At 48.4% G+C, this 23920-nt stretch carries 19 protein-coding genes and 1 pseudogene; 6 read left to right on the top strand and 14 right to left on the bottom strand.

Going from position 1 to position 23920, the window contains the following annotated elements; all coding sequences use genetic code 11:
• On the top strand, window positions 1-896 hold an 896-nt coding region (gene gcvPA, locus L693_RS0115095; protein WP_025717965.1), incomplete at its 5' end, for an aminomethyl-transferring glycine dehydrogenase subunit GcvPA.
• The gene (gene gcvPB / locus L693_RS0115090) at window positions 893-2389 is read left to right on the top strand and encodes an aminomethyl-transferring glycine dehydrogenase subunit GcvPB (protein ID WP_025717964.1); all 1497 of its coding nucleotides are present in this window, start codon (window positions 893-895) and stop codon (window positions 2387-2389) included. The genes gcvPA and gcvPB, both read left to right, overlap by 4 nt.
• A gap of 130 nt (window positions 2390-2519) precedes the next feature.
• On the opposite strand, the gene ptsP is transcribed toward gcvPB, so the two are convergent.
• From ptsP to L693_RS0115040, 10 genes are all read right to left on the bottom strand, one after another.
• Window positions 2520-4232 carry a phosphoenolpyruvate--protein phosphotransferase gene (gene ptsP, locus L693_RS0115085; protein WP_025717963.1) on the bottom strand — a complete coding sequence of 571 codons (1713 nt, stop codon included), beginning with the start codon at window positions 4230-4232 and terminating at the stop codon, window positions 2520-2522.
• Window positions 4225-4500, bottom strand: a complete 276-nt coding sequence (locus tag L693_RS0115080) for an HPr family phosphocarrier protein (RefSeq protein WP_013372579.1) — start codon at window positions 4498-4500, stop codon at window positions 4225-4227. The genes ptsP and L693_RS0115080 overlap by 8 nt, the downstream gene beginning before the upstream one ends.
• 124 nt (window positions 4501-4624) lie before the next feature.
• Complete coding sequence (gene ptsG, locus L693_RS0115075; protein ID WP_025717962.1) at window positions 4625-6670, bottom strand: glucose-specific PTS transporter subunit IIBC; 2046 nt, start codon at window positions 6668-6670, stop codon at window positions 4625-4627.
• A 263-nt stretch (window positions 6671-6933) separates the two neighbouring features.
• Entirely contained in the window at window positions 6934-7785 is an 852-nt protein-coding gene (gene glcT / locus L693_RS0115070) for a glucose PTS transporter transcription antiterminator GlcT (protein ID WP_025717961.1), read from the bottom strand.
• Window positions 7786-7980: 195 nt separating this feature from the next.
• Window positions 7981-9516 carry a flotillin family protein gene (locus tag L693_RS0115065; RefSeq protein WP_025717960.1) on the bottom strand — a complete coding sequence of 512 codons (1536 nt, stop codon included), beginning with the start codon at window positions 9514-9516 and terminating at the stop codon, window positions 7981-7983.
• Window positions 9517-9564: 48 nt separating this feature from the next.
• Window positions 9565-10083 carry an NfeD family protein gene (locus tag L693_RS0115060; RefSeq protein ID WP_025717959.1) on the bottom strand — a complete coding sequence of 173 codons (519 nt, stop codon included), beginning with the start codon at window positions 10081-10083 and terminating at the stop codon, window positions 9565-9567.
• A gap of 173 nt (window positions 10084-10256) precedes the next feature.
• Complete coding sequence (locus L693_RS0115055; protein ID WP_025717958.1) at window positions 10257-11420, bottom strand: iron-containing alcohol dehydrogenase; 1164 nt, start codon at window positions 11418-11420, stop codon at window positions 10257-10259.
• Window positions 11421-11605: 185 nt separating this feature from the next.
• Complete coding sequence (locus tag L693_RS0115050) at window positions 11606-13249, bottom strand: UDP-glucose--hexose-1-phosphate uridylyltransferase (protein WP_025717957.1); 1644 nt, start codon at window positions 13247-13249, stop codon at window positions 11606-11608.
• Between the two features lie 17 nt (window positions 13250-13266).
• Complete coding sequence (gene galE / locus L693_RS0115045; RefSeq protein WP_025717956.1) at window positions 13267-14256, bottom strand: UDP-glucose 4-epimerase GalE; 990 nt, start codon at window positions 14254-14256, stop codon at window positions 13267-13269.
• Between the two features lies 1 nt (window position 14257).
• Window positions 14258-15436 (bottom strand): galactokinase, encoded by a 1179-nt coding sequence (locus tag L693_RS0115040; protein ID WP_025717955.1) that lies wholly within the window; start codon window positions 15434-15436, stop codon window positions 14258-14260.
• Between the two features lie 217 nt (window positions 15437-15653).
• On the opposite strand from L693_RS0115040, the gene L693_RS0115035 reads away from it, so the two are divergent.
• Window positions 15654-16520 carry an AraC family transcriptional regulator gene (locus tag L693_RS0115035; RefSeq protein WP_025717954.1) on the top strand — a complete coding sequence of 289 codons (867 nt, stop codon included), beginning with the start codon at window positions 15654-15656 and terminating at the stop codon, window positions 16518-16520.
• A 204-nt stretch (window positions 16521-16724) separates the two neighbouring features.
• Here L693_RS0115035 and mgrA read toward each other — a convergent pair.
• The 4 genes and pseudogenes from mgrA to L693_RS0115015 form a co-directional block, all read right to left on the bottom strand.
• Window positions 16725-17743, bottom strand: a pseudogene (gene mgrA, locus L693_RS0115030) (L-glyceraldehyde 3-phosphate reductase).
• A gap of 99 nt (window positions 17744-17842) precedes the next feature.
• Window positions 17843-18586, bottom strand: coding sequence for an NAD-dependent protein deacylase (locus L693_RS0115025; RefSeq protein WP_025717953.1), 744 nt, complete (start codon window positions 18584-18586; stop codon window positions 17843-17845).
• Window positions 18574-19353: an HAD family hydrolase gene (locus L693_RS0115020; RefSeq protein ID WP_025717952.1), complete on the bottom strand. Its 780-nt coding sequence runs from the start codon at window positions 19351-19353 to the stop codon at window positions 18574-18576. The genes L693_RS0115025 and L693_RS0115020 overlap by 13 nt, the downstream gene beginning before the upstream one ends.
• Before the next feature lie 14 nt (window positions 19354-19367).
• A complete protein-coding gene (locus tag L693_RS0115015; protein ID WP_025717951.1) occupies window positions 19368-20174 on the bottom strand; it encodes an alpha/beta fold hydrolase in 807 nt (268 codons plus the stop codon).
• Window positions 20175-20490: 316 nt separating this feature from the next.
• Here L693_RS0115015 and L693_RS0115010 point away from each other — a divergent pair, with 316 nt between their 5' ends.
• From L693_RS0115010 to ilvD, 3 genes are all read left to right on the top strand, one after another.
• Window positions 20491-21525 (top strand): acyltransferase family protein, encoded by a 1035-nt coding sequence (locus L693_RS0115010; protein ID WP_025717950.1) that lies wholly within the window; start codon window positions 20491-20493, stop codon window positions 21523-21525.
• Window positions 21526-21698: 173 nt separating this feature from the next.
• Complete coding sequence (locus tag L693_RS0115005; protein WP_025717949.1) at window positions 21699-21947, top strand: KGG domain-containing protein; 249 nt, start codon at window positions 21699-21701, stop codon at window positions 21945-21947.
• 225 nt (window positions 21948-22172) lie between these two features.
• Window positions 22173-23861, top strand: a complete 1689-nt coding sequence (ilvD, locus tag L693_RS0115000; RefSeq protein WP_025717948.1) for a dihydroxy-acid dehydratase — start codon at window positions 22173-22175, stop codon at window positions 23859-23861.
• Window positions 23862-23920: the final 59 nt, after the last annotated feature.

Genomic DNA, 23920 nt, shown 5'->3' with positions numbered 1-23920 from the left:
CCCGCCGTAAACAGCTTATCGTATCGCGGACCGTCCACCCGGAGGCACGTCAGGTATTGGCTGCCTATGCACGTGGTCTGGGCTTGGACATCGTGGAGATTGGCTATTCCGACGGTGTAACGGATGCAGAGGCATTGGCAGAGGCCGTATCGGAACAGACGGCAGCTGTTTTGGTCCAAAGCCCCAACTTCTTCGGAGCCGTGGAAAATGTGAAGCTCATGGCTGACCTGATCCACGCACACCAAGGGCTTATGGTTGTCAGCGCCAATCCGCTGGCACTGGGCTTGCTGGAGACGCCCGGCAAGCAGGGAGCGGATATTGTCGTAGGAGACGCACAGCCACTTGGCATCTCTTCCTCCCTCGGCGGCCCGACCTGCGGTTATTTTGCCGTTTCTCAAGCGCATATGCGCCGCATCCCCGGACGCATTGTAGGCCAAACCACAGACCGCAATGGTAAACGCGGCTTCGTGCTGACCTTGCAGGCACGGGAACAGCATATCCGCCGTGAAAAGGCCACGTCTAACATTTGCTCCAATCAAGCGTTGCTTGCTTTATCTGCGTCTGTGTATTTGTCCGTCATGGGTAGACGGGGCATGCAAGAAGTAGCCGAGCTGAATTTGCATAAAAGCCGCTATGCATTAGAGCAATTGCTGAGCTTGAAGGGTGTGACTGTCTCCTTTAACGCGCCGACCTTTAACGAGTTTGCCCTCAAGCTGCCCGATGGTACGGATATGAACAAGCTCCAGGCCGGACTGCTCGCTGCAGGATTTATCGGCGGCTATGAGTTGGGCCGGGACTACGAGGAACTTGCCGGTCACATGCTGATCGCTGTGACGGAGCAAAGAGCCAAAGAAGAGATTGACCAATTTGTACACACTTTGGGGGGATTGCTATGACACACACCGGACAAGATCAGAAGCAAGAGTTGTTGAAGAAACACGATCAAGCGCTCATTTTTGAATTGAGCCGTCCGGGTCGCATCGCCTATTCCCTTCCCGCATGCGACGTTCCCCGTCGTCCGGTGGCAGAGCTTTTGCCGGATTATGCGCTGCGCAGCGAGCCTGCGGCATTACCGGAGCTATACGAAGTAGACGTGATTCGCCATTACACCGCCTTGTCCCGGCGCAATTTTGGCGTGGACAACGGGTTTTATCCGCTTGGCTCCTGTACGATGAAATACAACCCGAAGGTAAACGAGGATGTCGCCCGTTATGCAGGCTTTGCTAAAATTCATCCCTATCAGCCTGAGAATAGCATCCAGGGTGCCATGGAGCTGCTGCATACGCTCCAAAACGATCTGGCCGCGTTAACCGGCATGGATGCCGTCACCCTTCAGCCCGCCGCTGGCGCCCATGGCGAATGGACCGGGCTGATGATGATCCGCTCATACCATGAAGCCCGTGGTGAGCGACGTACCAAGGTGCTCGTGCCGGATTCCTCGCACGGAACGAACCCCGCCAGCGCAACCGTCGCGGGCTTCGAGACGATCACTCTTCCCTCCACCCCTCAGGGGCTGGTGGATCTGGACGCACTGCGTCAAGCTGTAGGCAACGACACCGCTGCGCTCATGCTGACCAACCCGAACACGCTTGGCCTGTTCGAGAAGCAAATCGCTGCCATTGCCGCGATTGTGCATGAGGCGGGGGGGCTGCTCTACTATGACGGCGCGAACTCCAACGCCATCATGGGCATTACCCGCCCCGGGGATATGGGCTTCGATGTCGTGCATCTCAATTTGCACAAAACGATGAGTACCCCGCATGGCGGAGGCGGACCCGGTGCAGGGCCTGTCGGCGTGAAGCAGCGGCTCATTCCCTATTTGCCCAAGCCGCTGGTTGTACGTGATGCTCAGGGTACGTACCACTGGGACAGGGAGCAGGGAGATTCCATCGGGCGGGTCAAAGCCTTTTACGGCAACTTCGGTATTCTCGTCCGAGCCTATGCCTACATCCGCAGCTACGGTCCTGACGGCTTGAAGCGGGTCTCTGAGTGTGCTGTACTTAATGCCAATTATATGATGCACCGGCTGGCTCCGTATTTTGAGCTTCCCTATCCGGGACATTGCAAACACGAATTCGTGATGTCTGGACAGAATTTAAAAAAATTTGGAGTGCGTACGCTTGATGTTGCCAAACGATTGCTCGATTTCGGCTACCATCCGCCTACGATTTATTTTCCATTAAATGTAGAGGAATGTATCATGATTGAGCCGACGGAAACGGAAAGCAAAGAAACGCTTGATGGTTTTATCGACACCATGATTCAGATTTCGCGAGAAGCGGAGGAGAAGCCGGAGCTAGTGCTTAACGCACCCTATACCACACCTGTCACACGCTTGGATGAAACTACCGCTGCCCGCAAGCCTGTATTGAACTGCTCGTGCAGCTAAAAGCGATTTTTATCTAAAGTATATAAAAAAGAAGCATACAAAAAAGCCGGTATCTGTTAAGATACCGGCTGCTGTATGTACACAGCAATTTTTTGTTGGAAAAGATATTACCCTTAAAAATGTGATACCCTTAGCCTTCAATGCTTTGAACCAATTCAACAACCTGTTCGGCTGTTTGCATGTCCAAAGCTTTTGCAGCCAGTTTTTCCATGTCTGCACGAGACAATTTGGAAATTTGACTGCGTGCTGGCAGAATGGAAGTTGCGCTCATACTGAACTCATCGAGTCCCAGACCCAGCAGCAACGGAATTGCTGTTGCATCCCCTGCCATTTCGCCGCACATACCAACCCAACGTCCTTCACGGTGAGCTGCATCAATAACCATTTTCACCAGACGCAGAATGGATGGATTGTATGGTTGATACAAGTAAGATACGCGTTCGTTCATACGGTCTGCAGCCATCGTGTATTGGATCAGATCGTTCGTACCGATACTGAAGAAATCAACTTCTTTCGCGAATTGATCAGCCAATACCGCGGTAGAAGGGATTTCTACCATGATGCCCAGCTGAATTTCTTCAGCTACGGCTACACCCTCGGCTACCAACTTTTCCTTTTCCTCCAGCAAAACTGCTTTTGCTTCACGGAATTCGTTCAGTGTAGCAATCATCGGGAACATGATACGCAGGTTACCGTGTACACTTGCCCGCAACAAAGCACGCAATTGAGTACGGAAAATATCCTGACGATCCAGACACAGACGAATAGCACGGAATCCGAGGAACGGATTCATTTCTTTCGGCAGGTCCAGATAAGGAAGTTCTTTGTCGCCACCGATGTCCAACGTACGGACTACAACCGGCTTACCTTCCATTTTTTCCAGAACGGTTTTGTATGCTGTGTACTGTACTTCTTCGGATGGGAGCTTGTCGCGTCCCATATACAAGAATTCTGTACGATACAAGCCGACGCCTTCTCCACCGTTATCCAGAACACCAGCTACGTCGTTAGGCGTACCGATATTGGCTGCCAATTCGACATGGACACCATCGACAGAAACCGTAGCTTCGCCACGCAGCTTTCGCCACTCTTCGCGTTGCTTGTCGTATGCCACTTGTTTAGCACGGTACTCTGCAACGATCTCTTCAGAAGGATTCATGAATACGTGCCCATCCAAACCATCAACGATGATCAAATCGCCGCTTTTAGCTTGAGACAATATATTTTTGGTTCCTACGACCGCAGGAATTTCAAGTGAGCGAGCCATGATCGCCGAATGCGAAGTACGTCCGCCGATATTCGTTGCAAAACCCTTAACAAATTCACGATTCAGCTGAGCTGTGTCGGAAGGTGTCAAATCTTCAGCAAGCACAATCGTTTCTTCGGCAATTTCTGCAGGGCTGACAAAATGAACACCAAGCAGATGATTGAGCACCCGTTTGGTTACATCACGCATGTCAGACGCGCGTTCTTGCAAATATGCACTTTTCATGTTTTCAAACATGGAAATAAACTGTGTAGCCACTTCATCCAAGGCATAGTCAGCATTAAGCTGCTCGTCTCTGATTTTAGCTTTTACTGGATCGATCAATTCAGGATCATTCAGGATCAACAGGTGAGAAGCAAAAATTTCTGCTTTTTTCTCGCCCAGCTCCTTTAATGTTTTCTCCTTAATCGTTTCCAATTCGGTTTGAGATTCTACCAAAGCCGCATCCAATCTTGCAATTTCAGCTTCAACGTCACCAACCGCGCGTCTCTCTACAGCGTAATTCGGATGCTCCAAGATAAACGCCCGGGCAATGGCGATGCCTGCCGAAGCGGCAATCCCGGAGATCTTAAGCATGAACTTCGCCCAGCCCTTCGTTAACGATTACATTTTCAAGAGCTTTCAGAGCTTCAGCAGCTTCAGCGCCTTCACAGATAATATTAATCGTATCACCTTGTTCCAGACCCAGCGACAATACACCCAGAATTGATTTCAAAGTTACTTTTTTACCATTAGCTTCGGCAAAAGATTCAGCACCGCTGAATTTGTTAGCTGTATTTACCAGCGCAGTTGCAGGACGTGCATGGATACCGTCTTCATCTGTAATTCTAAAAGTTGTTTGCATAAATTTGTTCCTCCCACTTTTCTAAAGATAGTATTTGTTTACACGCAGTAAAATACGTGCAGTGAAACCGGGCAATGATCAGACGGGCTATGCCGCCCAATCATTAAACCGAAACACATAGAATTTATTTTATCGTAATTATATCATCTTCGCCAGCCTTCAATACTCCTGTTTTGTTTAAAGTTACAGAGGAGCCTTCTGGAAGGTTGGTAAAAATGACAGGTGAAATGATGGATTTAGCGTTTGCTTTCAAGTATTCCAGGTCTATTTTCATGATCGGCTGACCGGCTGACACAAGATCGCCTTCGTTCACCAAAACGTCAAAACCTTGTCCTTTCAGCTTCACTGTATTCACCCCGATATGAACAAGCACTTCTTTACCGCCATCGGATTGAATACCCACCGCGTGCTTACTTGGGAATACATTAAATACTTTACCATAAACAGGGGATACGATTGTTCCATCATTTGGCACAACTGCAAAACCGTCTCCTGTCATACGCTCTGCAAATACCGGATCGGGAACTGTTGAAATATCAACCAATTCACCATTAACAGGCATCACGATATCTTCCACAATAATCGTTTGTTGCTCTTGTCCAGCTTCCTTTTCCTCTTGTGGGGCTGGTTGTGCCGGAGCAGGTGCAGGCGTGCGTCCCGCCATGATATCAGCCATTTGAGTTTTAATCGTATCGGAACGTGTACCGAAAATCGCCTGTACGTTATTGCCGACTTCAAGGACACCCGATGCGCCAAGCTGTTTCAAACGTGCTTTGTCAACGTTCGATTTTTCATTAACCTCGATCCGAAGACGTGTAATACAAGCATCCAGATGCTTGATATTCGAGGAACCACCAAAAGCCGCCAAAATGTTGTGTGGAAGCTCGTCACTACTACCGACTGCTGCACCATCCACATTTTCTGTAGCCTCTTCACGCCCTGGCGTTTTCAGGTTGAACTTCCGTATGATGAATCGGAATCCGAAGTAGTAAATTACCGCCAAAATCAGACCGACGATGATGACATACCACCAAGGAGTACGGTTTGGAATAATCCCGAAAATCAGGAAGTCGATAAATCCGCCGGAAAACGTCATACCGATTTTAACATTCAAAATTTGCATGGCCGCGAACGACAAACCTGCAAACACAGCATGTACTGCAAAAAGTAATGGAGCTACAAACAGGAAAGAAAATTCCAGCGGCTCCGTAATCCCTGTCAAAAACGAAGTCAATGCTGCTGAACCCATAATACCTGCTACATATTTTTTGTGTTCCGGTCTTGCTTCATGATACATCGCAAGCGCTGCGGCTGGCAGACCGAACATCATGAACGGGAACTTACCCACTTGGAACGTACTTGCAGTCAAGGTTACTCCATCACGAAGCTGGTTAATGAAGATTTGCTGGTCACCATGAATCGTTTGACCTGCTTTGTTAACATATTCGCCGAACTCAAACCAGAACGGAAAATACCAGATATGATGCAATCCGAAAGGAATGAGTGAACGTTCAATGACACCAAAAATGAAAGCTGCCAATGTCGGATTGGAATCAACCATGAAGTGAGATACGGCGTTCAGTCCGTGCTGTACGGGAGGCCATACAATGACCAACAGCAGCCCGATCAGCAACGAAGATACTGCCGTTGCAATCGGAACGAAGCGCTTACCTGCGAAAAAGCCCAGATACGAAGGCAGCTCAATTTTGAAAAAGCGGTTGTACATAGACGCGGCCAGGATACCGATGATAATCCCGCCGAATACCCCTGTTTGAAGCGTTGGAATCCCCAATACATTTGCATAGCCCGGGATTTTTTGGGCAATCAGGCCCGGTGTGACGCCAACGGCTGTTCCCAGCGTAATATTCATGACGAGGTAACCGATGATCGCAGCCAACCCTGCTACACCTTCACCGCCTGCCAGACCGACGGCTACGCCGACAGCAAACAACAATGCCAAATTATCAAAAACGATTTGTCCGGCATTCATCATGATCGTCGCAACTGATTGTACCCAGCCCGCATTTAATGCAGGAAAGTACTGGAGAAAATCATGGTTGACCAGCATGTTACCAATTCCCAATAAAAGTCCCGCAGCTGGCAAAATAGCTACAGGAAGCATCAAAGCTTTGCCGACACGCTGTAAAACGCCGAAAAGCTTCTTAAACATACGTTCCACTTCCTTCTCTAAAAAATTAGAATGCAGAGGCAAAACAACAAAAAAGGCATGAGCCGATTTAAGTATGTTTGAACACAACCTTGGGATATAGCTTACCCCTGTAGGCTGTAAACAATCATAACTTAAAACAACTCATGCCTGATCGAATCAGTAACACGTTAAATGTTCAGTTGTTGTCTTGCTCATTACATCGTTGATTATAGCACCCTGTTAGCAGCGAGGCAATACTTTTTTATTTCCCGACTTAGTTATGGTTACTCTCCCTGCTCTTTGCGCTGGGATAACCGCTGCAAATGCATCGTTAAATAGCTGACCTCAGCCGGATACACAGGTTTACGGAGCCTTTTCTCCATAATTTTGGTGAGCTTCCAGGCCAGCATATACATTTCCGGATACTCCTCATTCAAAAGCTTGTCCAATCGATAAATCTCCTGCACAATCTCACCCCGGCGCACACGTTCAATGGCAAATCTCAGATGAGTCAGCAGGCGGGAATAATCAAGAGATTGAAGAGGAATACGATAATCGAGGGTATTCTCGACGACCTGAACCATATCAGCGATCAGACGAGAATCCTTCCGAACCTCGGAAATATGCTGATTCGTCATGGCACTATAAATATGCAAGGCCACAAATCCGATTTCATCTTCTCCCAAATCCACATCCATCTTATCCCTGATTAAAGAAACGGCCTGCTCAGCCATTTTATATTCCTGAGGATATATTTCCCTGGTTTCGTACAGAAACGGATTATGAATTGTAATCCCCTGTTTCTGACGGTTGATGGAAAAAGCGATGTGGTCGGTTAAAGCAATTAATATGTGCTCATTCAAAGGCTTTTTCGCTTGAAGCTGAACCAGATGAAGCACCTCACCGATGACCTCAATGAGCTTTTCATCCAGCTCAGGAAGCAGACGTTTGTATTGCTCCTGCTCTTCATGGCTTTTTAATATAAATAATTTTTCAACTGAATCCAACGGTATAACATCGCCGGCTTTGCGATTGAAACCGATTCCTTTTCCAATCACGACAACCTCATCATGTTCGGGATGCATTCCTATAATCACATTGTTATTCAGCGCTTTCGCCACTTGTAGGCTGCTCACATCCGCACCTCTTTTTATCAGAACCTTGATCCTAAGAATTATAGCATGATGCTCAGAGGAATCCACGTAAAAGTACCAAATATTCTGCTAAAGGTCAATAAAAAGAAAACGCTTTTCATCACACTTGCCGGGAAAAACTGTGATGAAAAGCGGTCTTTCTGTTCAGGATCATCTGCTCCCATAAAGACTTATATTTTATTCTTTATCTGAATAAGCTACCTCAACCGGGGCATGAATGTGCAGCTTATCCGGTTCATCGGAGGATGGTGCGGAATGAAGGCCATTTCTCCCAGTGGTCAGCCCTTTAATTAACTGCTCCACATCAATACCGGATACACTCTTCAGCATCTCGGGAGCTGTAGCCATCACTTCTGTGACATAATTGCTGACACGTGCAGCTCCTTCCCCTTTGCCTGTATCAACAACCGTCAGTTTATCAATGGACGCAATCGGTTCGGCAATACGTCCAGCCAAATCAGGCAGCATCTTCACGATAATATCGAGTACGGCTGCCTCTCCAAACTTCTGGAACGCCTCCGCCAGCTTTTCCTTAGCCTCCGCTTCTGCCAATCCACGCAAACGGATGACGTCTGCATCCGCCGTACCCTTCGCACGTTCTGCGTCCGCTTCGGCCTGCCCGTTCAGACGTTTTTGCTCAGCGGATGCTTTAGCCTGTGTCTCAATCGAGTATTGCAGCGATTCCGCCTCGCGCATTTTTCGCGATTTGTCCGCTTCCGCTGCTTGCTCTACGGCATACCGATCGGCTTCCGCTTTCTTTTTCACTTCCGCATCGTATTGCTTTTCACGAACCTGAATTTCCTTGGTTTGAAGATCAATCTCCCGCTCCTTGCGGACCAGTTCAACCTTCATCTGCTCCTCAACAGCCGTCTGCTTGGCACGAGCCTCCTGAATATGATAAGCCTGATCGGCGTCGGCCTTGGCTGTATCCTGCTCTTTCTTAAACGCAGCCACTTTCAGTTCCTTCTCCTTGGCTGCCTCGGCAATATTGGTATCGCGCAGCAGCTCGGCCTTCTGGCCTTCCTGTTCTGCACGAGCCTTCTGAATCCGCGCATCCCGCACAGCCTCTGCTTCCGCAATCTCCGCATCCCGTTTCACGGCGGCGATTCTCGGCTTACCGAGCGCATCCAGATATCCATGTTTGTCACGCACATCCTTGATGGTGAATGATACAATTTGCAGACCCATCTTTTTTAGATCGCGAGCAGCTACGCCCTGTACTTCCTGGGCGAACCGATCCCGATTTCGGTACACTTCCTCCACCGTCATCGAGCCGAGAATGGCACGCAAATGCCCTTCCAGTACTTCCTGAGCCTCTCCCTTGAGAGCCTCCAAGGGCTTCCCAATAAATTGTTCGGCTGCTGTCGCTATATCCTCAATGGAACTGCCGACCTTAATAATGGCTACACCGTCAGCAATCACTGGAACCCCTTGCTCCGTATATACTTCCGGTGTTGTTACGTCAAGTTTGTGGGACAAGAGAGAAATAAATTCGGATTGCTGGAAAATAGGCCAAATAAAGGCCCCTCCACCGCGTACAATTTTAATTTTGCGACCGGATTCATCCTCGGAAATATTTTTATTTCCCAGAAAAGAACCCGTTACGATCATCCCTTCATCCGGTCCAACCGTTTTGTAGCGGGCCCAAAAAGCAATCCCTAACATGACAATAACGATAACAACAATCCCAGGGACCAGCACAATATCCTGCAAATTTGACACTCCCGTTCACGCTCCCTTCAAGTTAAGCGAATGCGCCGTCTATGTGTCCAGGTATGCTACGCGAACGACGCCCTCTGCGACCTCAACCACGACGATACGGGTCCCCGCAGCCAGCGGTTTGTGATCAAAGCTGGATGCTGTATGTATGGTGTTGCCTGCACCCAAGCGGATCATAACCTCCCCGTAACCAACCTCCGGCACCGGAATGGTGACCTCACCGATCCTGCCAGTCAGCTCACGCATAGAGAAGCCGCTGGATACCTCCGAGTTCGCCATTGGCTTGATAAACGCAAAAAACACAAGTATTCCAATGACAAATGCAACACAAAAAGCAAGCACAACGACCCAGCCCGTGCCTAGCCCTGTATATTTCGTCAATAGCACACCTGCCCCGCCAAAGGCAGTCATGGCTCCAAGTAAAACGACAGGTCTGAACCAATCAAGGCCCGGCAGCTCCAACGCCCCATCCAGCCAACTACCGAGCACATCTCCGATCAGCACGCTGACTACCGTAAAGATAGCGCCCCCTACCAATAACCACCAGAATAGGGTTTCCATGCGGCTCCTCCTTCCATATGCCTTTTCAGCCTGGTTTCCAGTCTATAACTATGTTTACGTATTCAACCTTGAAAAGTTTCAAAATTTTCCTCCAATGACTTATATGAAACTCAAAAAAGCACGTTCCTACGTCAAATGACGTACAAACGTGCTTATAGTAATCCGAAACCGATTTACAGAGAAGCGTTGTAAATTTCCACTACATCTTCGCGATTGAGCTTGTTAAAGCCGCCGAAAGCTCCAAATTTCACAGCTTTATCGGCCATAACATCAATTTTGGAAGCATCAATATCGTAATCTGCCAGACGGCTTGGCGCACCAATCGAGTTCCAGAAATCACGCAGCGCCTGAATGCCTTCCAACGCTACTTCTTCATCACTCTTGCCTTCCGGGTTCACATGGAATACATTCACAGCCAGTTGCTTGAAGCGTTCAGGCTTCACATGCAGATTGTGTTTCATCCAGTTCGGGAACAGAATAGCCAGTCCTCCGCCATGTGGAATATCATACACAGCAGACACAGCATGCTCAATATTATGAGTAGCCCAGTCACCTGTCAGTCCCATGTTCAGAAAGCCGTTCAGCGCCATTGTTCCACAATACATAATCGTTTCACGCAACTCGTAGTTTTCCAGATCGTTAACCAGACCCGGAGCCGCATCCATGACCGTACGCAAAATCGTTTCACACCAGCCCAGTTGAACGGGAGTATTGGATTCCAAATGGAAATAATGCTCCAGTGTATGTGACATCATATCCACAATTCCGTAAACGGTTTGATCACGCGGCAGAGAATACGTGTTCACCGGATCGAGAATGGAAAACGCAGGGAACGCATATACGCTACCCCATCCCAATTTTTCTTGTGTTTTTTCGTTCGTAATGACAGAACCTGCGTTCATTTCGGAACCGGTTGCTGCCATCGTCAGAACTGTACCTAATGGCAATGCCGCCTTTGGAGCCGCTTTACGCTCCGCAAAATCCCACATATCGCCATCGTATTTCGCGCCAACAGCGATGGCCTTGGAGCAATCCAGCACACTACCGCCACCCACAGCCAATACGAGGTCGATTTGATGTGTTTTACACAATTCCACGCCTTTATGTACGGTAGACAAGCGAGGATTTGGTTCTACACCAGCCAGTTCTGTTACCTCTGCACCGATTTCACCGAGCAAACTTATTACATTATCATACAGACCGCTGCGCTTAATGCTCCCGCCGCCATATACAAGCAATACACGTTTACCATATTTAGGAACTTCACGTTTGAGAGCTTCCAATTGTCCCTTACCGAAGATCAATTGTGTCGGATTATAAAATTCAAATGCTTTCATCGCAAACGCTCGCCTCCAATATTTTAAAGTTTAAGGTTAAGAAACTACTCTATTATAACCTTTTCAGTTACAGGAAACAAATCTGCTTTAGTTGAAGAAAAAAACCACACTCCTGAAAAGGAGCATGGTTCCATGACATATCTTGGGAGGGTTCTCATAAAGTATTATGCGTCGTGCAATTGATTTTATTCTCCGAGGGTATATCCCAATTGTTGCATAAAACGACCAAAGGCCTGCTGACCGGACGGATTCCGTTTGTATACTCCTGCATGCTCCAGAATTTCGCTGAATTTCAGCCCAACTTCATTTTGCACGGTGCGGACAACCGTCTCCTTGTCAGACAAGCGACCAAACCGGGTGTTCAACTGATAGATCCAGTCTGCATGTTTAAACAGTGGATGTCCTTCCTCCTGCATGGCAGCAGCCAGCTCATCGTTTCCACACAAAATATCTGCAATTCCATCCAGCTCTTCTTTAAGCCGCCCCGGTAATATGGCAAGCCCCATAACTTCGATCAGACCGATATTTTCCTTTTTGATGTGATGCATCTCGCGATGAGGATGAAAAATACCTTCCGGGTATTCATCACTTGTTCGGTTGTTACGCAGCACCAGATCCATCTGGAATCTTCCTTCGGAATCCCGGCGCACGATCGGCGTTACTGTGTTATGTGGAATCGTTTCCCCCTCCTGCTCTGTATGAGAGAGGATGTCGACTGCAGGATCATTGTAGGATTTCCAGGCTTCAAAAGCAGCGTTTCCTGCCTCCAACAACGCCTCGGCATCCGTTGACGTAAAGCGGATGACCGACATAGGCCAGTTCACGATGCCTGCCGTAACCTGCGGAAAGGCTTTATTATGGTACACACCGTCCACATCTGCTTTTTCAATCGGGAAGGTATGACGCCCGCCTTGAAAATGATCATGGGTCAAGATTGATCCGCCGACAATCGGCAGATCCGCATTGGAGCCGATAAAATAGTGCGGAAACGCTTTCATAAAGGCCAGTAACCGCCGCAGCGTATCCTTCGTCAGCTTCATCGGCACATGATCATGATGGAACACGATGCAATGCTCGTTGTAATACACATAAGGAGAATATTGGAAAAACCACGGCTCCCCATTTAATTCCAACGGAATGATGCGCAAATTTTGACGTGACGGATGATTTACCCTTCCTGCATATCCGACGTTTTCACGGCATAACTGACATTTGGGATACACAGGCGGTGGAAGCAGCTTCGCCATCGCAATTTCCTTTGGACTTTTTTCCGGCTTGGACAGGTTAATCGTAATTTCCATATCCCCGTAAGCTGTAGGCTGATTCCAGTACACATTGTTGGAAACTCGATCCATTCGAATGTAATTCGAGTCGATACATAGCTGATAAAAAGCATCTGTCGCCGCCCCTATGCCATGTTCAGCCTCCGTTTGATGAAAGTCACGAACGACCTCAGAAGGTCTCGCCATCAGCAAGCCCATGATTTTGGAGTCCAGCAAATCACGATACGTATCTGTGTTTTCAGGGATAAGTCCAGTGGCAACGCCATAGTCAATCAATACATTGAGCACAGGCTGGAGAACTTCGGGGGCAGGAATACCCCCAGCCTCCCCGCCTGAATAAGGCTCCGAGAATCCGAATTGCTCCAGCAGCAAATTGCGGCTGTAATCTACATCTTGTGCACTGATCAAGCCCCGATTTTGTGCAAATGCAACCAATTGCTCCACCGCATATAAAGCGGCTTGCTGTGCCGTTTCATTGATGTCATGAGCCAGGTGTCGGTTATGCTCCTCATTTTGGCTCTTAGCTGCGAATTGACTTTCACTCATATGTCATCGTCTCCTGTCTATTCGTCGCCGTAGCCCTGAGGATGCGACTGATGCCAGCTCCATGCTCCGCTAATAATGTCCTCCAGCTTGGTTCGTGTTGGACTCCAGCCAAGCACGGAACGAGCCTTGTCAGAAGACGCAACCAATACCGCAGGATCACCTGCACGGCGCGGTTCCGTAACCACCGGAATGTCAAGTCCAGTGACCTTGCGTGCCGTCTCAATAACTTCCTTCACTGAGAAGCCCTGTCCATTGCCCAGATTGAACACATTACTCTCATTGCCTTCGCGCAAGTAGTTGACTGCGCGGGCATGAGCATCTGCCAGATCGCTAACATGAATATAATCACGGACACACGTTCCGTCCGGTGTCGCATAATCCTCACCAAACACAGCAATGTGTGAACGCTGTTTCAGGGCTGTTTGCAGTACCAATGGGATTAGATGGCTTTCCGGGCGATGATCTTCACCGATCTTACCGCTCTCATGTGCGCCAGCCGCATTAAAATACCTCAAGGACACATATTTAATGCCCAATACTTTATCAAACCATGACATCATGCGCTCCATCATGAGCTTCGTTTCACCATACACGTTCGTTGGCTCTGTACGGTCACCCTCTTCAATCGGCACCTTTTCCGGTTCGCCATAGGTTGCCGCCGTGGAGGAAAACACGATTCGGCGCACGCCGGCATCCTTCATAGCCTCCAGCAGGCTCAACGTGCCAAACACGTTGTTGTCATAATATTTACCAGGATTTTGCATACTTTCCCCAACCAGCGAGTTGGCTGCAAAATGGATAACCGCGTCGATGCTATTTTCGGAAAAAAGTCTGGACAGCAGCTCTTTATCTCTCAAATCTCCTTCATACAACTTGCCCCCAAGCATTGCTGCCTTGTGTCCGGTCTGCAAATTGTCCAGAACAACTACTTCTTCTCCTCGATCCAACAGCTCTGCTACCGTATGTGAACCAATATATCCCGCTCCGCCTGTGACTAAAATCGCCATGTTATTCGTCCTCCTTCAGTTCTTTAACTCCGTCTCCCGCCTTACATACATAAAAGCTGGCTTCCAGCCCTGTCCGGGTCTGATAAGCTTCGCCAACTTCCTTCACAAAACGTTCCACATCATCTTCATGAACCAATGAAACTGTACAGCCTCCAAAGCCAGCTCCCGTCATACGCGCACCCAGCGTACCGGAAATTCGTCGTGCTTCCTCGACCATGACATCCAGCTCCGTACAGCTGACCTCATACAAATCGCGCAATGAATCATGTGAAGCGTTCATGAGCTGCCCAAAAGCTGCGAGATCATTGCCCGCAAGCGCATCGACAGAGGCCAGCACACGAGCGTTTTCCTCTACCACATGCTGTGCCCGGCGGCGCACTGTTTCATCCGCTATGTGATGCTGTAGCTCACCAAAGCAGGCTTCATCCAGCTGAGCGAGGTATTCCAATGTCGGCTCCTGCTGCTGCAAAACGGACAGCGCTTCAGCACATTGACTGCGGCGCTCATTATAAGCTGAATCCACCAGCCCGCGGCGCTTGTTCGTGTTGCCGATCACGAGCTTATAGGCACCGGTACGAAATGGCACCTTACGGTACTCCAGCGTATCGCACATCAGCAGAATGGCATGATCAGCCGCTCCATTCGCGACAGCGAACTGGTCCATAATACCGCAGTTGACACCAACGTAATTGTTTTCTGCCCGCTGCGACAACAAAGCGATTTCGACCGTATTTGTCTCCTGTTTTTCGAGCGTGAGGAACGCGTATCCCGTTACCACCTCAATGGAGGCAGAGGAGGATAATCCGGCACCGTTCGGTATTTCTCCATGATAGAGCAGGTCGTATCCACTAGACGGATAAACTTCCTTTTCAGCCAGCTCCACCAGTACACCGACCGGATAATCCACCCACTCATCGGTTTTACTTTTGCCTATCTCTCCGCGTGGAATAGATATTTCATACGAAAGGTTTGTCGAAGCAAAATGAATTTCATCATCATTACGGGAACGAAGGATCAGGGTTGTTCCGAATTCCAGCGCAGCCGGAAGTACGTAGCCACCGTTATAATCAATATGCTCTCCAATCAGATTGACCCGCCCGGGTGCGTGAAATATCCGCAGTTCATGACTGCTTTCACCATATTTTTCAATAAAACGTTTCTTTAATTCAGCAGAGTTCATATCCGCATCCACCTCATTCACGTTAGTAAGGTACCCTGACTTCCCTGTGCAATCTTAATCAGGTTGACATCTATTATGAATTCAGTATAAATGAAAGCGCCACACAATGTAATGCATCCATGTGTTGAAACTATGGATAAATGTGACTTGGACATGTACAATGTAAGTATACCGCATTCGCTAAACTATTCACAAATGCAGGAAGGATGACCCTATTTTGCAAGCGCATTCATATAGTTACTCTGTCGCCTCTAATCCGGTGCTTTACGAAAACAGCCCGCTGCATGTGCTCTTTGCCGGGGAGAGTCAAACCAAATCCGGTCATGCCGTAGGGCCGAAGCTCTACGATTACTATCTGCTCCATTTCGTAGAATCGGGAAAAGGTATTTTCCGAACGGAAAAGCACACATACCAGCTTGAAAAAAACGATTTTTTTCTTATTCATCCCGGTCAGCTTGTGAGCTACACCTCAGACGAAGAAGAACCGTGGCGTTATCGTTGGTCTGCCTTTACCGGCTACCTTACCGAGCAGGTGGTGCAGGAAGCAGGATTGCGTGTTCATCAGCCTGTCTTTCACGCCTCCGATCACAATCCCATTCCCGGTTATCTGGAGCAAATGCAATTGTCCTTCTACAGCAGAAAATCAAGCTCTCATCTTTCAGCACTTGGCTATTTGTATCTGATCATGGGAGAAGCAGGCAATCATCTGAGTGACTGGTCTGACCCGTCGGGAGCGGATTCGCAAATTCGCCGCACAGTCAAGCAGATGGTTCAGTACATGTCCACCCAGTATGCACACCCCGTTTCCATTGAACAAATGTCTGAAGGACTTGGGTATAATCGTGCATACTTGTCACGGATATTCAAGAAGGAGACGGGCGTATCGCCCGTTACCTATCTGCTCAAGCTGCGAATCGACAAATCACGTCAGCTGCTACGTGAGCGTCCCGAGCTGTCCGTGGAACAGGTAGCCGCCTCGGTTGGATTAACCGATGCTTTATATTTTTCACGTCAATTCAAGCGCTTCTGCGGTCAGTCACCCACCGAGTATCGAAACAAGGTTAAGCAATTTCCACAGTCGTAAAGTAGGCTTTGCAGGCTGCACTGACTCGCTGCTTTCTGACGGACGATTGAGCTTCTTTTACAGAGAAGGCAGGACAAGCAGTGGTTTCCCTAACTCCCTGCCATAACAAACAGCCCGCATCCTTCAAGCGGATGCGGGCTGTTAAGTATATATCGTATAAGAGAATGTGAAATTAGGTCGTTGACTCCAGAATACCTTTTGCCCTTAGGCTGTGCCGCCATCCTGAGTGTTTCCGGCATGCAGAATGGAATCAACCCGATCCAGTTCCTCCTGAGAAAAGTCCAGATTGGACAAGGCGGCGACATTTTCTTCAATTTGGCTGGCACGGCTGGCCCCAATCAGGACAGAGGTCAGACGTTCACCACGCAGAGCCCAGGCCAACGAGAACTGAGCCAAACTTTGTCCGCGCGCAGCTGCTATTTGGTTGAGCGCACGTACCTTGCGAAGTGTTTCAGGCGTCACATGGTTCTCATTCAAGAAGACAGACGTACTCGCCGCACGTGAATCCTCAGGAATTCCGTTCAAATATTTATTGGTTAGCAATCCCTGAGCCAGTGGGCAAAAGGCAATGCTGCCTATCCCGTTTTCGTCCAGTACGTCCTGTAATCCGTTTTCAATCCAGCGGTCGAGCAGAGAATATTTCGGCTGATGAATCAAAAGCGGTGTCCCCAGCTCCTTCAAAATACGGGCGGCTTCTGCCGTTTGCTCTGCGCTGTAATTAGACACACCCACATACAGTGCTTTACCGGAACGTACGATATGATCCAGCGCCTGCATCGTTTCTTCCAACGGTGTATCAGGATCAAAGCGGTAGAGTAAAAGATGTCGACATAGTCCAGTCCCATCCGCTTCAGGCTCTGATCCAGACTGGAAATCAGATACTTGCGCGAGCCCCAATCCCCATAAGGTCCCGGCCACATATAGTAGCCTGCTTTAGTCGAAATGACCATCTCATCACGATAGGGCTTCAGATCACTAGCTAACACTTGTCCGAAAAATTCCTCTGCTGATCCCGCAGGAGGGCCGTAGTTATTGGCCAGGTCAAAATGCGTAATTCCCAAATCAAAGGATCGGGTAATCATACTGCGACCATTCTCCGCGTTGTTAATCCCGCCAAAATTATGCCACAAGCCCAACGAAATGGCGGGCAGTTTAAGACCTGATCTCCCTGTGCGATTATATTTCATGCTTTCATAACGATGATCGTCAGCCAAATAAACCATGCTATCCCTGCCTCTCTCGAAACATTCTTATGTCCAGTACGGTCATGTCCGGTACAACCATGCTATAGCGCTTTTATCCGACCGTTGACAAGAAAACGATTACAACCCTAATTGTTCAGCGAGTTGTCCCATAACCTTTCCAATCGGCTCAGTGATAAGGATATCCGCCTTGTGATCATACGAGGTGGGATCGGTATTAAGGAGAACCGTATGCTTACCGCGGAAATAAGTAATCAGACCTGCCGCAGGATGCACGGTCAACGACGTTCCCCCAATTAACAGCAGATCGGCCTGCGAAATGGCCTGAACGGACCGAATGAGGGTATCCTGATTCAGCTCCTCCTCATATAAAACAACATCCGGTTTAATAATTCCCCCGTCTACCGGACATTTGGGGACAATCTCAGAGCTGCTCATTACTTCATTCAGACTGTAAAAGCGCCCGCATTTCATGCAATGATTGCGATGCACCGAGCCGTGAAGTTCCAGTACATTTACACTGCCCGCGGCCTGATGCAATCCATCAATATTTTGTGTTACAACCGCTTTAAGTCGTCCATGGTGTTCCAATGACGCAAGGAAACGATGACAGCCATTCGGCTCCGCATCGGGATGCAGCATTTTGCTGCGATAGAAGTCGAAGAACACTTCAGGATGCTTTACAAAAAAAGAACGGCTAAGCATAACCTCCGGGGAATAAGGCAGCTTTTCCTCACTCTGATATAAGCCAGCCGCTGAACGAAAATCCGGAATACCGCTTTCCGTCGATGTCCCTGCTCCGCCAAAGAAAACAATATTTTGCGCGTCCTGTATCCATTCAGCCAACATTTTTACTTTGTCCATGTTTCACGCACCTCCAGTTCTTCATACGCGTGGATAATCATATCCGCATCCAGCAAATGACCCGAACGTTCCGGCACTGGTGCAAATCCTATGGCCAACCGCACCCCGGCACGCTTGCCCATCTGCATGTCCCCGTTGCTGTCTCCGATGACAACCACATCCGATGGTGACAGTCCCAGTAAAGCACAGGCTTTTTCAGCCATTTCCGGGTCAGGCTTGCCGTATGTAACTCTATCGTGCCCAAGGACCTCGTCAAAACAGGATGTCAGCCCCATCCATTCCAAATGCTCCTGTGCGGCCTCTGTACTGTCAGAGGTCACAACTGCCAGCTTTATTCCGACGCGGCGGCTTTGCTCCAGCAACATCCGCAACCCCGGAAACACTTTTGCTGCCCGGTGTCTTCGAATATCAGCCATCGTTATTTTATTAAAATCGCGGACAAGCCGCACGGCTTCATTCCACGGTACACCGGCAGTATACAGCTGCCAGGCGAGCACGCCCGTACTTTCATCCACCGTTCCCATAGCCAGCGGACCGGAAGGATCATAGCCGATCACGCGCCCCTCCTGATCATGAAGGGTCCCTAGAACCCTACCCTTTTCCACTGTAAAACTGGTACCTGCCAAGGCAAGGTGCTGTTCCATCATATCCAGTATAGAACGAGCCCAAGGGCCCCACAACTGAATAAAATCCAGCAACGTACCATCCTTATCCAATAAAATGCCACGGCACGGATACCGCTTTCCCTGTACGATCAGCTCAGACATGCAGTATGCCTCCTTTACTGGTTTTTAGGAGCCCCATCCACACTCTCTTTCATCCAGTCCTGTAAAGCCGATACCGTCTGATTCCATTGCTCCACGGCACTAATGGTTGCCGCATTATCCCCTTTTTGAGCTCCGTAGCTTCCGAACTGGGCGTGATTGCCCCCCTCCACTGTAAAATACAATGTATTGGCTGGTAAATAGGCTCTGCCATTCTGAACCTGTTCCATATTGATCACTCCGTCATCACTTCCCAGTAGAGAAATAACGGGCAAATTCTTATCCTTTAAATTCCCTTTGCTATCCGGGTAGGAAGCGAGGAAAAATACACCCTTGATCTGGTCGGCATGTGCGGTAGCATAGCGGGCTGCCATCACACCACCCAACGAATGGCCTCCAATGACAAATGCTTCTTTCGGATAAGCTTTAAGCACCTCACCCGCCAAATCGGGGGAAGCCAGTGGCAAATTCAACGGCATTTTTGCAATGATCACATGATGGCCCTTTTCCGCCAGACGCCGTGCCAAAGGTGCGTAACTTTCGGGTTTCACCAGCGCCCCCGGGTACAAAATGACTCCGGCGCCGCTTCTTTTGGCGGGCTCAAATCCTATCCAGTGCTCTTGTTCATTTACCTTCACAGCATCAGCTGCTTCTGCTAATGCAGCTACTGCCGTCTCATCAGGCTGATAAGGGGTAAACACCTTCCATGCTCCCCAACCTGCGATCAGCACAATGACAATCAGGATGCCCAGGAGGATTCTCCATATTTTCCGAGGACCGCGTGTCCCATATGAACTGTATGAGCTTCTTGTTCTTCTTCTCATTTTTGAATGTTCCTTTCACCTTGCCTGCCTCATGTTTCGTCATTTGAATATAAAAAGTGCAGCTGTATTAAACAGCGTAACTATAGCCTTGTTAGGGTAACATCGTTGTACATACAGGGTCAAATCAGCAAACATTTCCAAGTATTAGCCTATCATTATCCGCTGTTCAAGCTTTCGCCACACAATAAGGACATGATAGCGCTTACTATTGTGAATTAAATCACAATGGTGAGGTCCAGAGTATCGTACCTTGTTCCTTGTAAAGAATTATTTTTTAAATAGTTTACACGGCTGGATGCCGTTCGGAGGGAAACACATGACGACAAGCCATGATGTACAGGGTGAAAGCTTCTTTCTCAATTTGCGATTTATGTTGATCATATGCGTATTTGCAGGGAATGCATTGGAGCCGCTGGCCAGTTCATTTCATATCGCACAGCAATGGTTCAGCTGGATATTTATGTTCCATATGCCGTTGTTTGTGCTTGTTACAGGCTATTTTTCCAAGTCCTCCCTAGCCGGGCCGGCAGGCCGTAAAGTTCTTCTACAGATTGGTATGCAATATCTTATTTTCCAATCGCTCTATTCTGTATTGGATGCTGCACTCTTTCACGTTCCGCGTATCCATCATTCTTTTTTCACACCTTACCTGCTGCTCTGGTTCCTCGCCAGCCATATCTGTTGGAGACTGTTGATGCTCGCTTTGCAGGGAGTGCCGCCTGTCTTGCAATTGGGCATATCCGTACTACTGGGTATCCTTGTCGGATATCTCCCTGTAGAAGGTATATGGCTGAGCGTATGCAGAACCTTTGTTTATTTACCTTACTTTATAGCAGGATATCATTTGAACTATGCAGACGTTCGGCGCTTCTTTACAGTTCCAGTTCGAATCATCACGGGTGCTGTATCCGTTTTGCTCATGCTGATGGCAGGGACGTCGTATTTCGGCATCCCGGCAGGCTGGCTGTATGGCAGCATGACTTATGGTGAGCTGGGACACACCGAATGGTACGCAGGGATTTACCGCATCGGCATGTATGGCGTTCAATTCATAGCCTCTATGGCGTTTCTAGGCTTAGTTCCAGCAATCACAGGGCGTATCACCGAGATGGGTCGGCGGACATTATACGTCTTCTTGCTCCATGGTCTGATTGTCCGTACCGTTGTTGCGAAGGGAGTCTACGAATATATAGATACACCGGTAGAGATTATTTTAATCGTAGTGTGTGCAGCAGGTCTGTGCTGTTTGTTAACCATGCCCTGGGTTCGGACTGCAACGAGGCCTCTTGTTGAGCCACAAGTAGATTGGATGCTTAAACCGGCCCTTTATCCTTTTAGACGATCTGCATAATTTTTTAGCTCCCTTCATGTCAGGCATAAACACGCGACAACTCACTTATAGACGAAAAGTCAATGGACTCATGACCTTTTTTGCTCCGCATAAAGCCTGTTTCATAGAGGCTCAATGTGGTAAGTAAAGGATGCGCGCAACAAAAAATAACTTTTTATAAGGAGTGATTTGTAATGGCACGTAATCAAAATCAAGGGAAAATGAGCCGTGAAGAAGCAGGTCGCATGGGTGGAGAGGCGACTTCCAAGAAGCACGACAAGGATTTTTATCAGGAGATTGGTAGAAAAGGCGGGGAAGCAACCGCAAACTCTCATGACAAAGAATTTTATCAAGAAATCGGCAAAAAGGGCGGCGATGCTACAGCTGAGTCGCATGACAAGAATTTTTACAGAGACATTGGTCGCAAAGGCGGCAAAAACTAAGTTGTAGTGTCCCATTGTACCCTCCCTTAATCATAGAAATGAGCTTGAGTCCACCCGCTTTATTGCGGTGTGGGCTTTTTTGCCGTCATTTTTTATCATTTTTCGAAATCTTATATATGTAGAAAAAAGCTCACATCTATGATAGACTCTTTAGAAAACATCTGCGCTATTAACGGCGTCTATTGAACGCTATATCATTTTAAACTTTGGGGGGAAACCAGCATCATGACAGCTAAGACGAAAATGCGTTCCGATATGATTAAAAAAGGCTTTGACCGCGCTCCTCACCGCAGCTTGCTGCGCGCAGCGGGCGTTAAGGAAGAAGATTTTGACAAGCCGTTTATTGCGGTATGCAACTCGTATATTGACATTGTACCGGGTCACGTTCATTTGCAGGAATTTGGCAAAATTGTCAAGCAGGCTATTCGTGAGGCAGGCGGTGTACCTTTCGAATTTAACACCATCGGTGTAGATGACGGTATTGCCATGGGGCATATTGGTATGCGTTATTCTCTGCCAAGCCGTGAAATTATCGCCGATTCTCTGGAAACGGTCGTTTCCGCCCACTGGTTTGACGGCATGGTCTGCATTCCTAACTGCGATAAAATTACCCCCGGTATGATGATGGGTGCATTGCGCGTCAATATCCCGACTATTTTCGTCAGCGGCGGTCCTATGAAAGCTGGTAAAGACAAGAACGGCCGCTCTATTTCCCTGACCTCCGTCTTCGAGGGCGTTGGTGCATTCCAGGCGGGTAAAATTGATGACCAAAGCTTGCTTGAATTGGAACAATACGGCTGTCCGACATGTGGCTCGTGTTCAGGAATGTTCACAGCGAATTCCATGAACTGTCTCGCTGAAGCGATGGGTCTGGCTATGCCAGGTAACGGTACCATCCTCGCGGTAGCAGAAGAACGTAAAGAATTCGTTAAACAGTCTGCACGTCAATTGATGGAATTGATCAAGCTGGATCTGAAACCGCGTGATATCGTGACTAAAGAGGCCATTGATAATGCATTCGCATTGGATATGGCAATGGGCGGTTCCACCAATACGGTATTGCATACGTTGGCATTGGCTCATGAAGCTGAAGTGGATTATCCTATTGAACGCATTAATGAAGTCGCAAACCGCGTACCTCATTTGTCCAAATTGGCACCTGCTTCCGACTATCACATTGAGGATGTTCATAATGCAGGCGGCGTAAGCGCGGTGCTGAATGAACTGTTGAAGAAACCAGGCGCATTGCATGGTGACTGTATTACAGTAACCGGAAAAACCATTCGTGAAAACGTAGAGGGTCAGGAAATTTTGGACACGAATGTCATCCACAAGCTGGACAACCCTTATTCCGAACGCGGTGGTCTGGCTGTATTATTCGGCAATCTGGCACCACAAGGCTCCATTATTAAGGTCGGTGCTGTTGATCCTTCTGTTGGCGGTTATCACAAAGGTCCTGCCATCTGCTTTGATTCACAGGAAGATGCACTGGCTGGCATCGCCAACGGCAAAATCAAGGAAGGACATGTTGTTGTTATCCGTTATGAAGGTCCTAAGGGCGGACCGGGTATGCCTGAAATGCTTGCTCCAACTTCGCAAATCGTGGGTATGGGGCTCGGTGCCAAGGTTGGTCTGATTACAGACGGACGCTTCTCAGGTGCATCCCGTGGTATTTCCATCGGCCACATTTCCCCTGAAGCCGCAGAGGGCGGCCCTATCGCTTTTGTTGAGGACGGCGATATTATTGAGCTGGATCTGAACAATCGGAAGATTGAGCTTCAAATTACAGACAAAGAATTTGAACGTCGCCGCGCCAACTGGAAAGGCTTCGAGCCGAAGGTGAAGACTGGCTACCTGGCACGTTATTCCAAGCTGGTAACGAACGCAAGTAACGGCGGAATTATGAAAATCTAATGCTTGGCTAAGATATGTTTTATGAACAGTTAAAAAGCCTCCTCCTCCCTTGATAACAA

The organism is Paenibacillus sp. 1-18 (assembly GCF_000520755.1).
GTDB classification, from domain to species: Bacteria; Bacillota; Bacilli; order Paenibacillales; family Paenibacillaceae; genus Paenibacillus; species Paenibacillus brasilensis.
The sequence above is the reverse complement of the archived record's forward strand: the minus strand, read 5'-3'. Positions and strand labels throughout refer to the sequence as shown.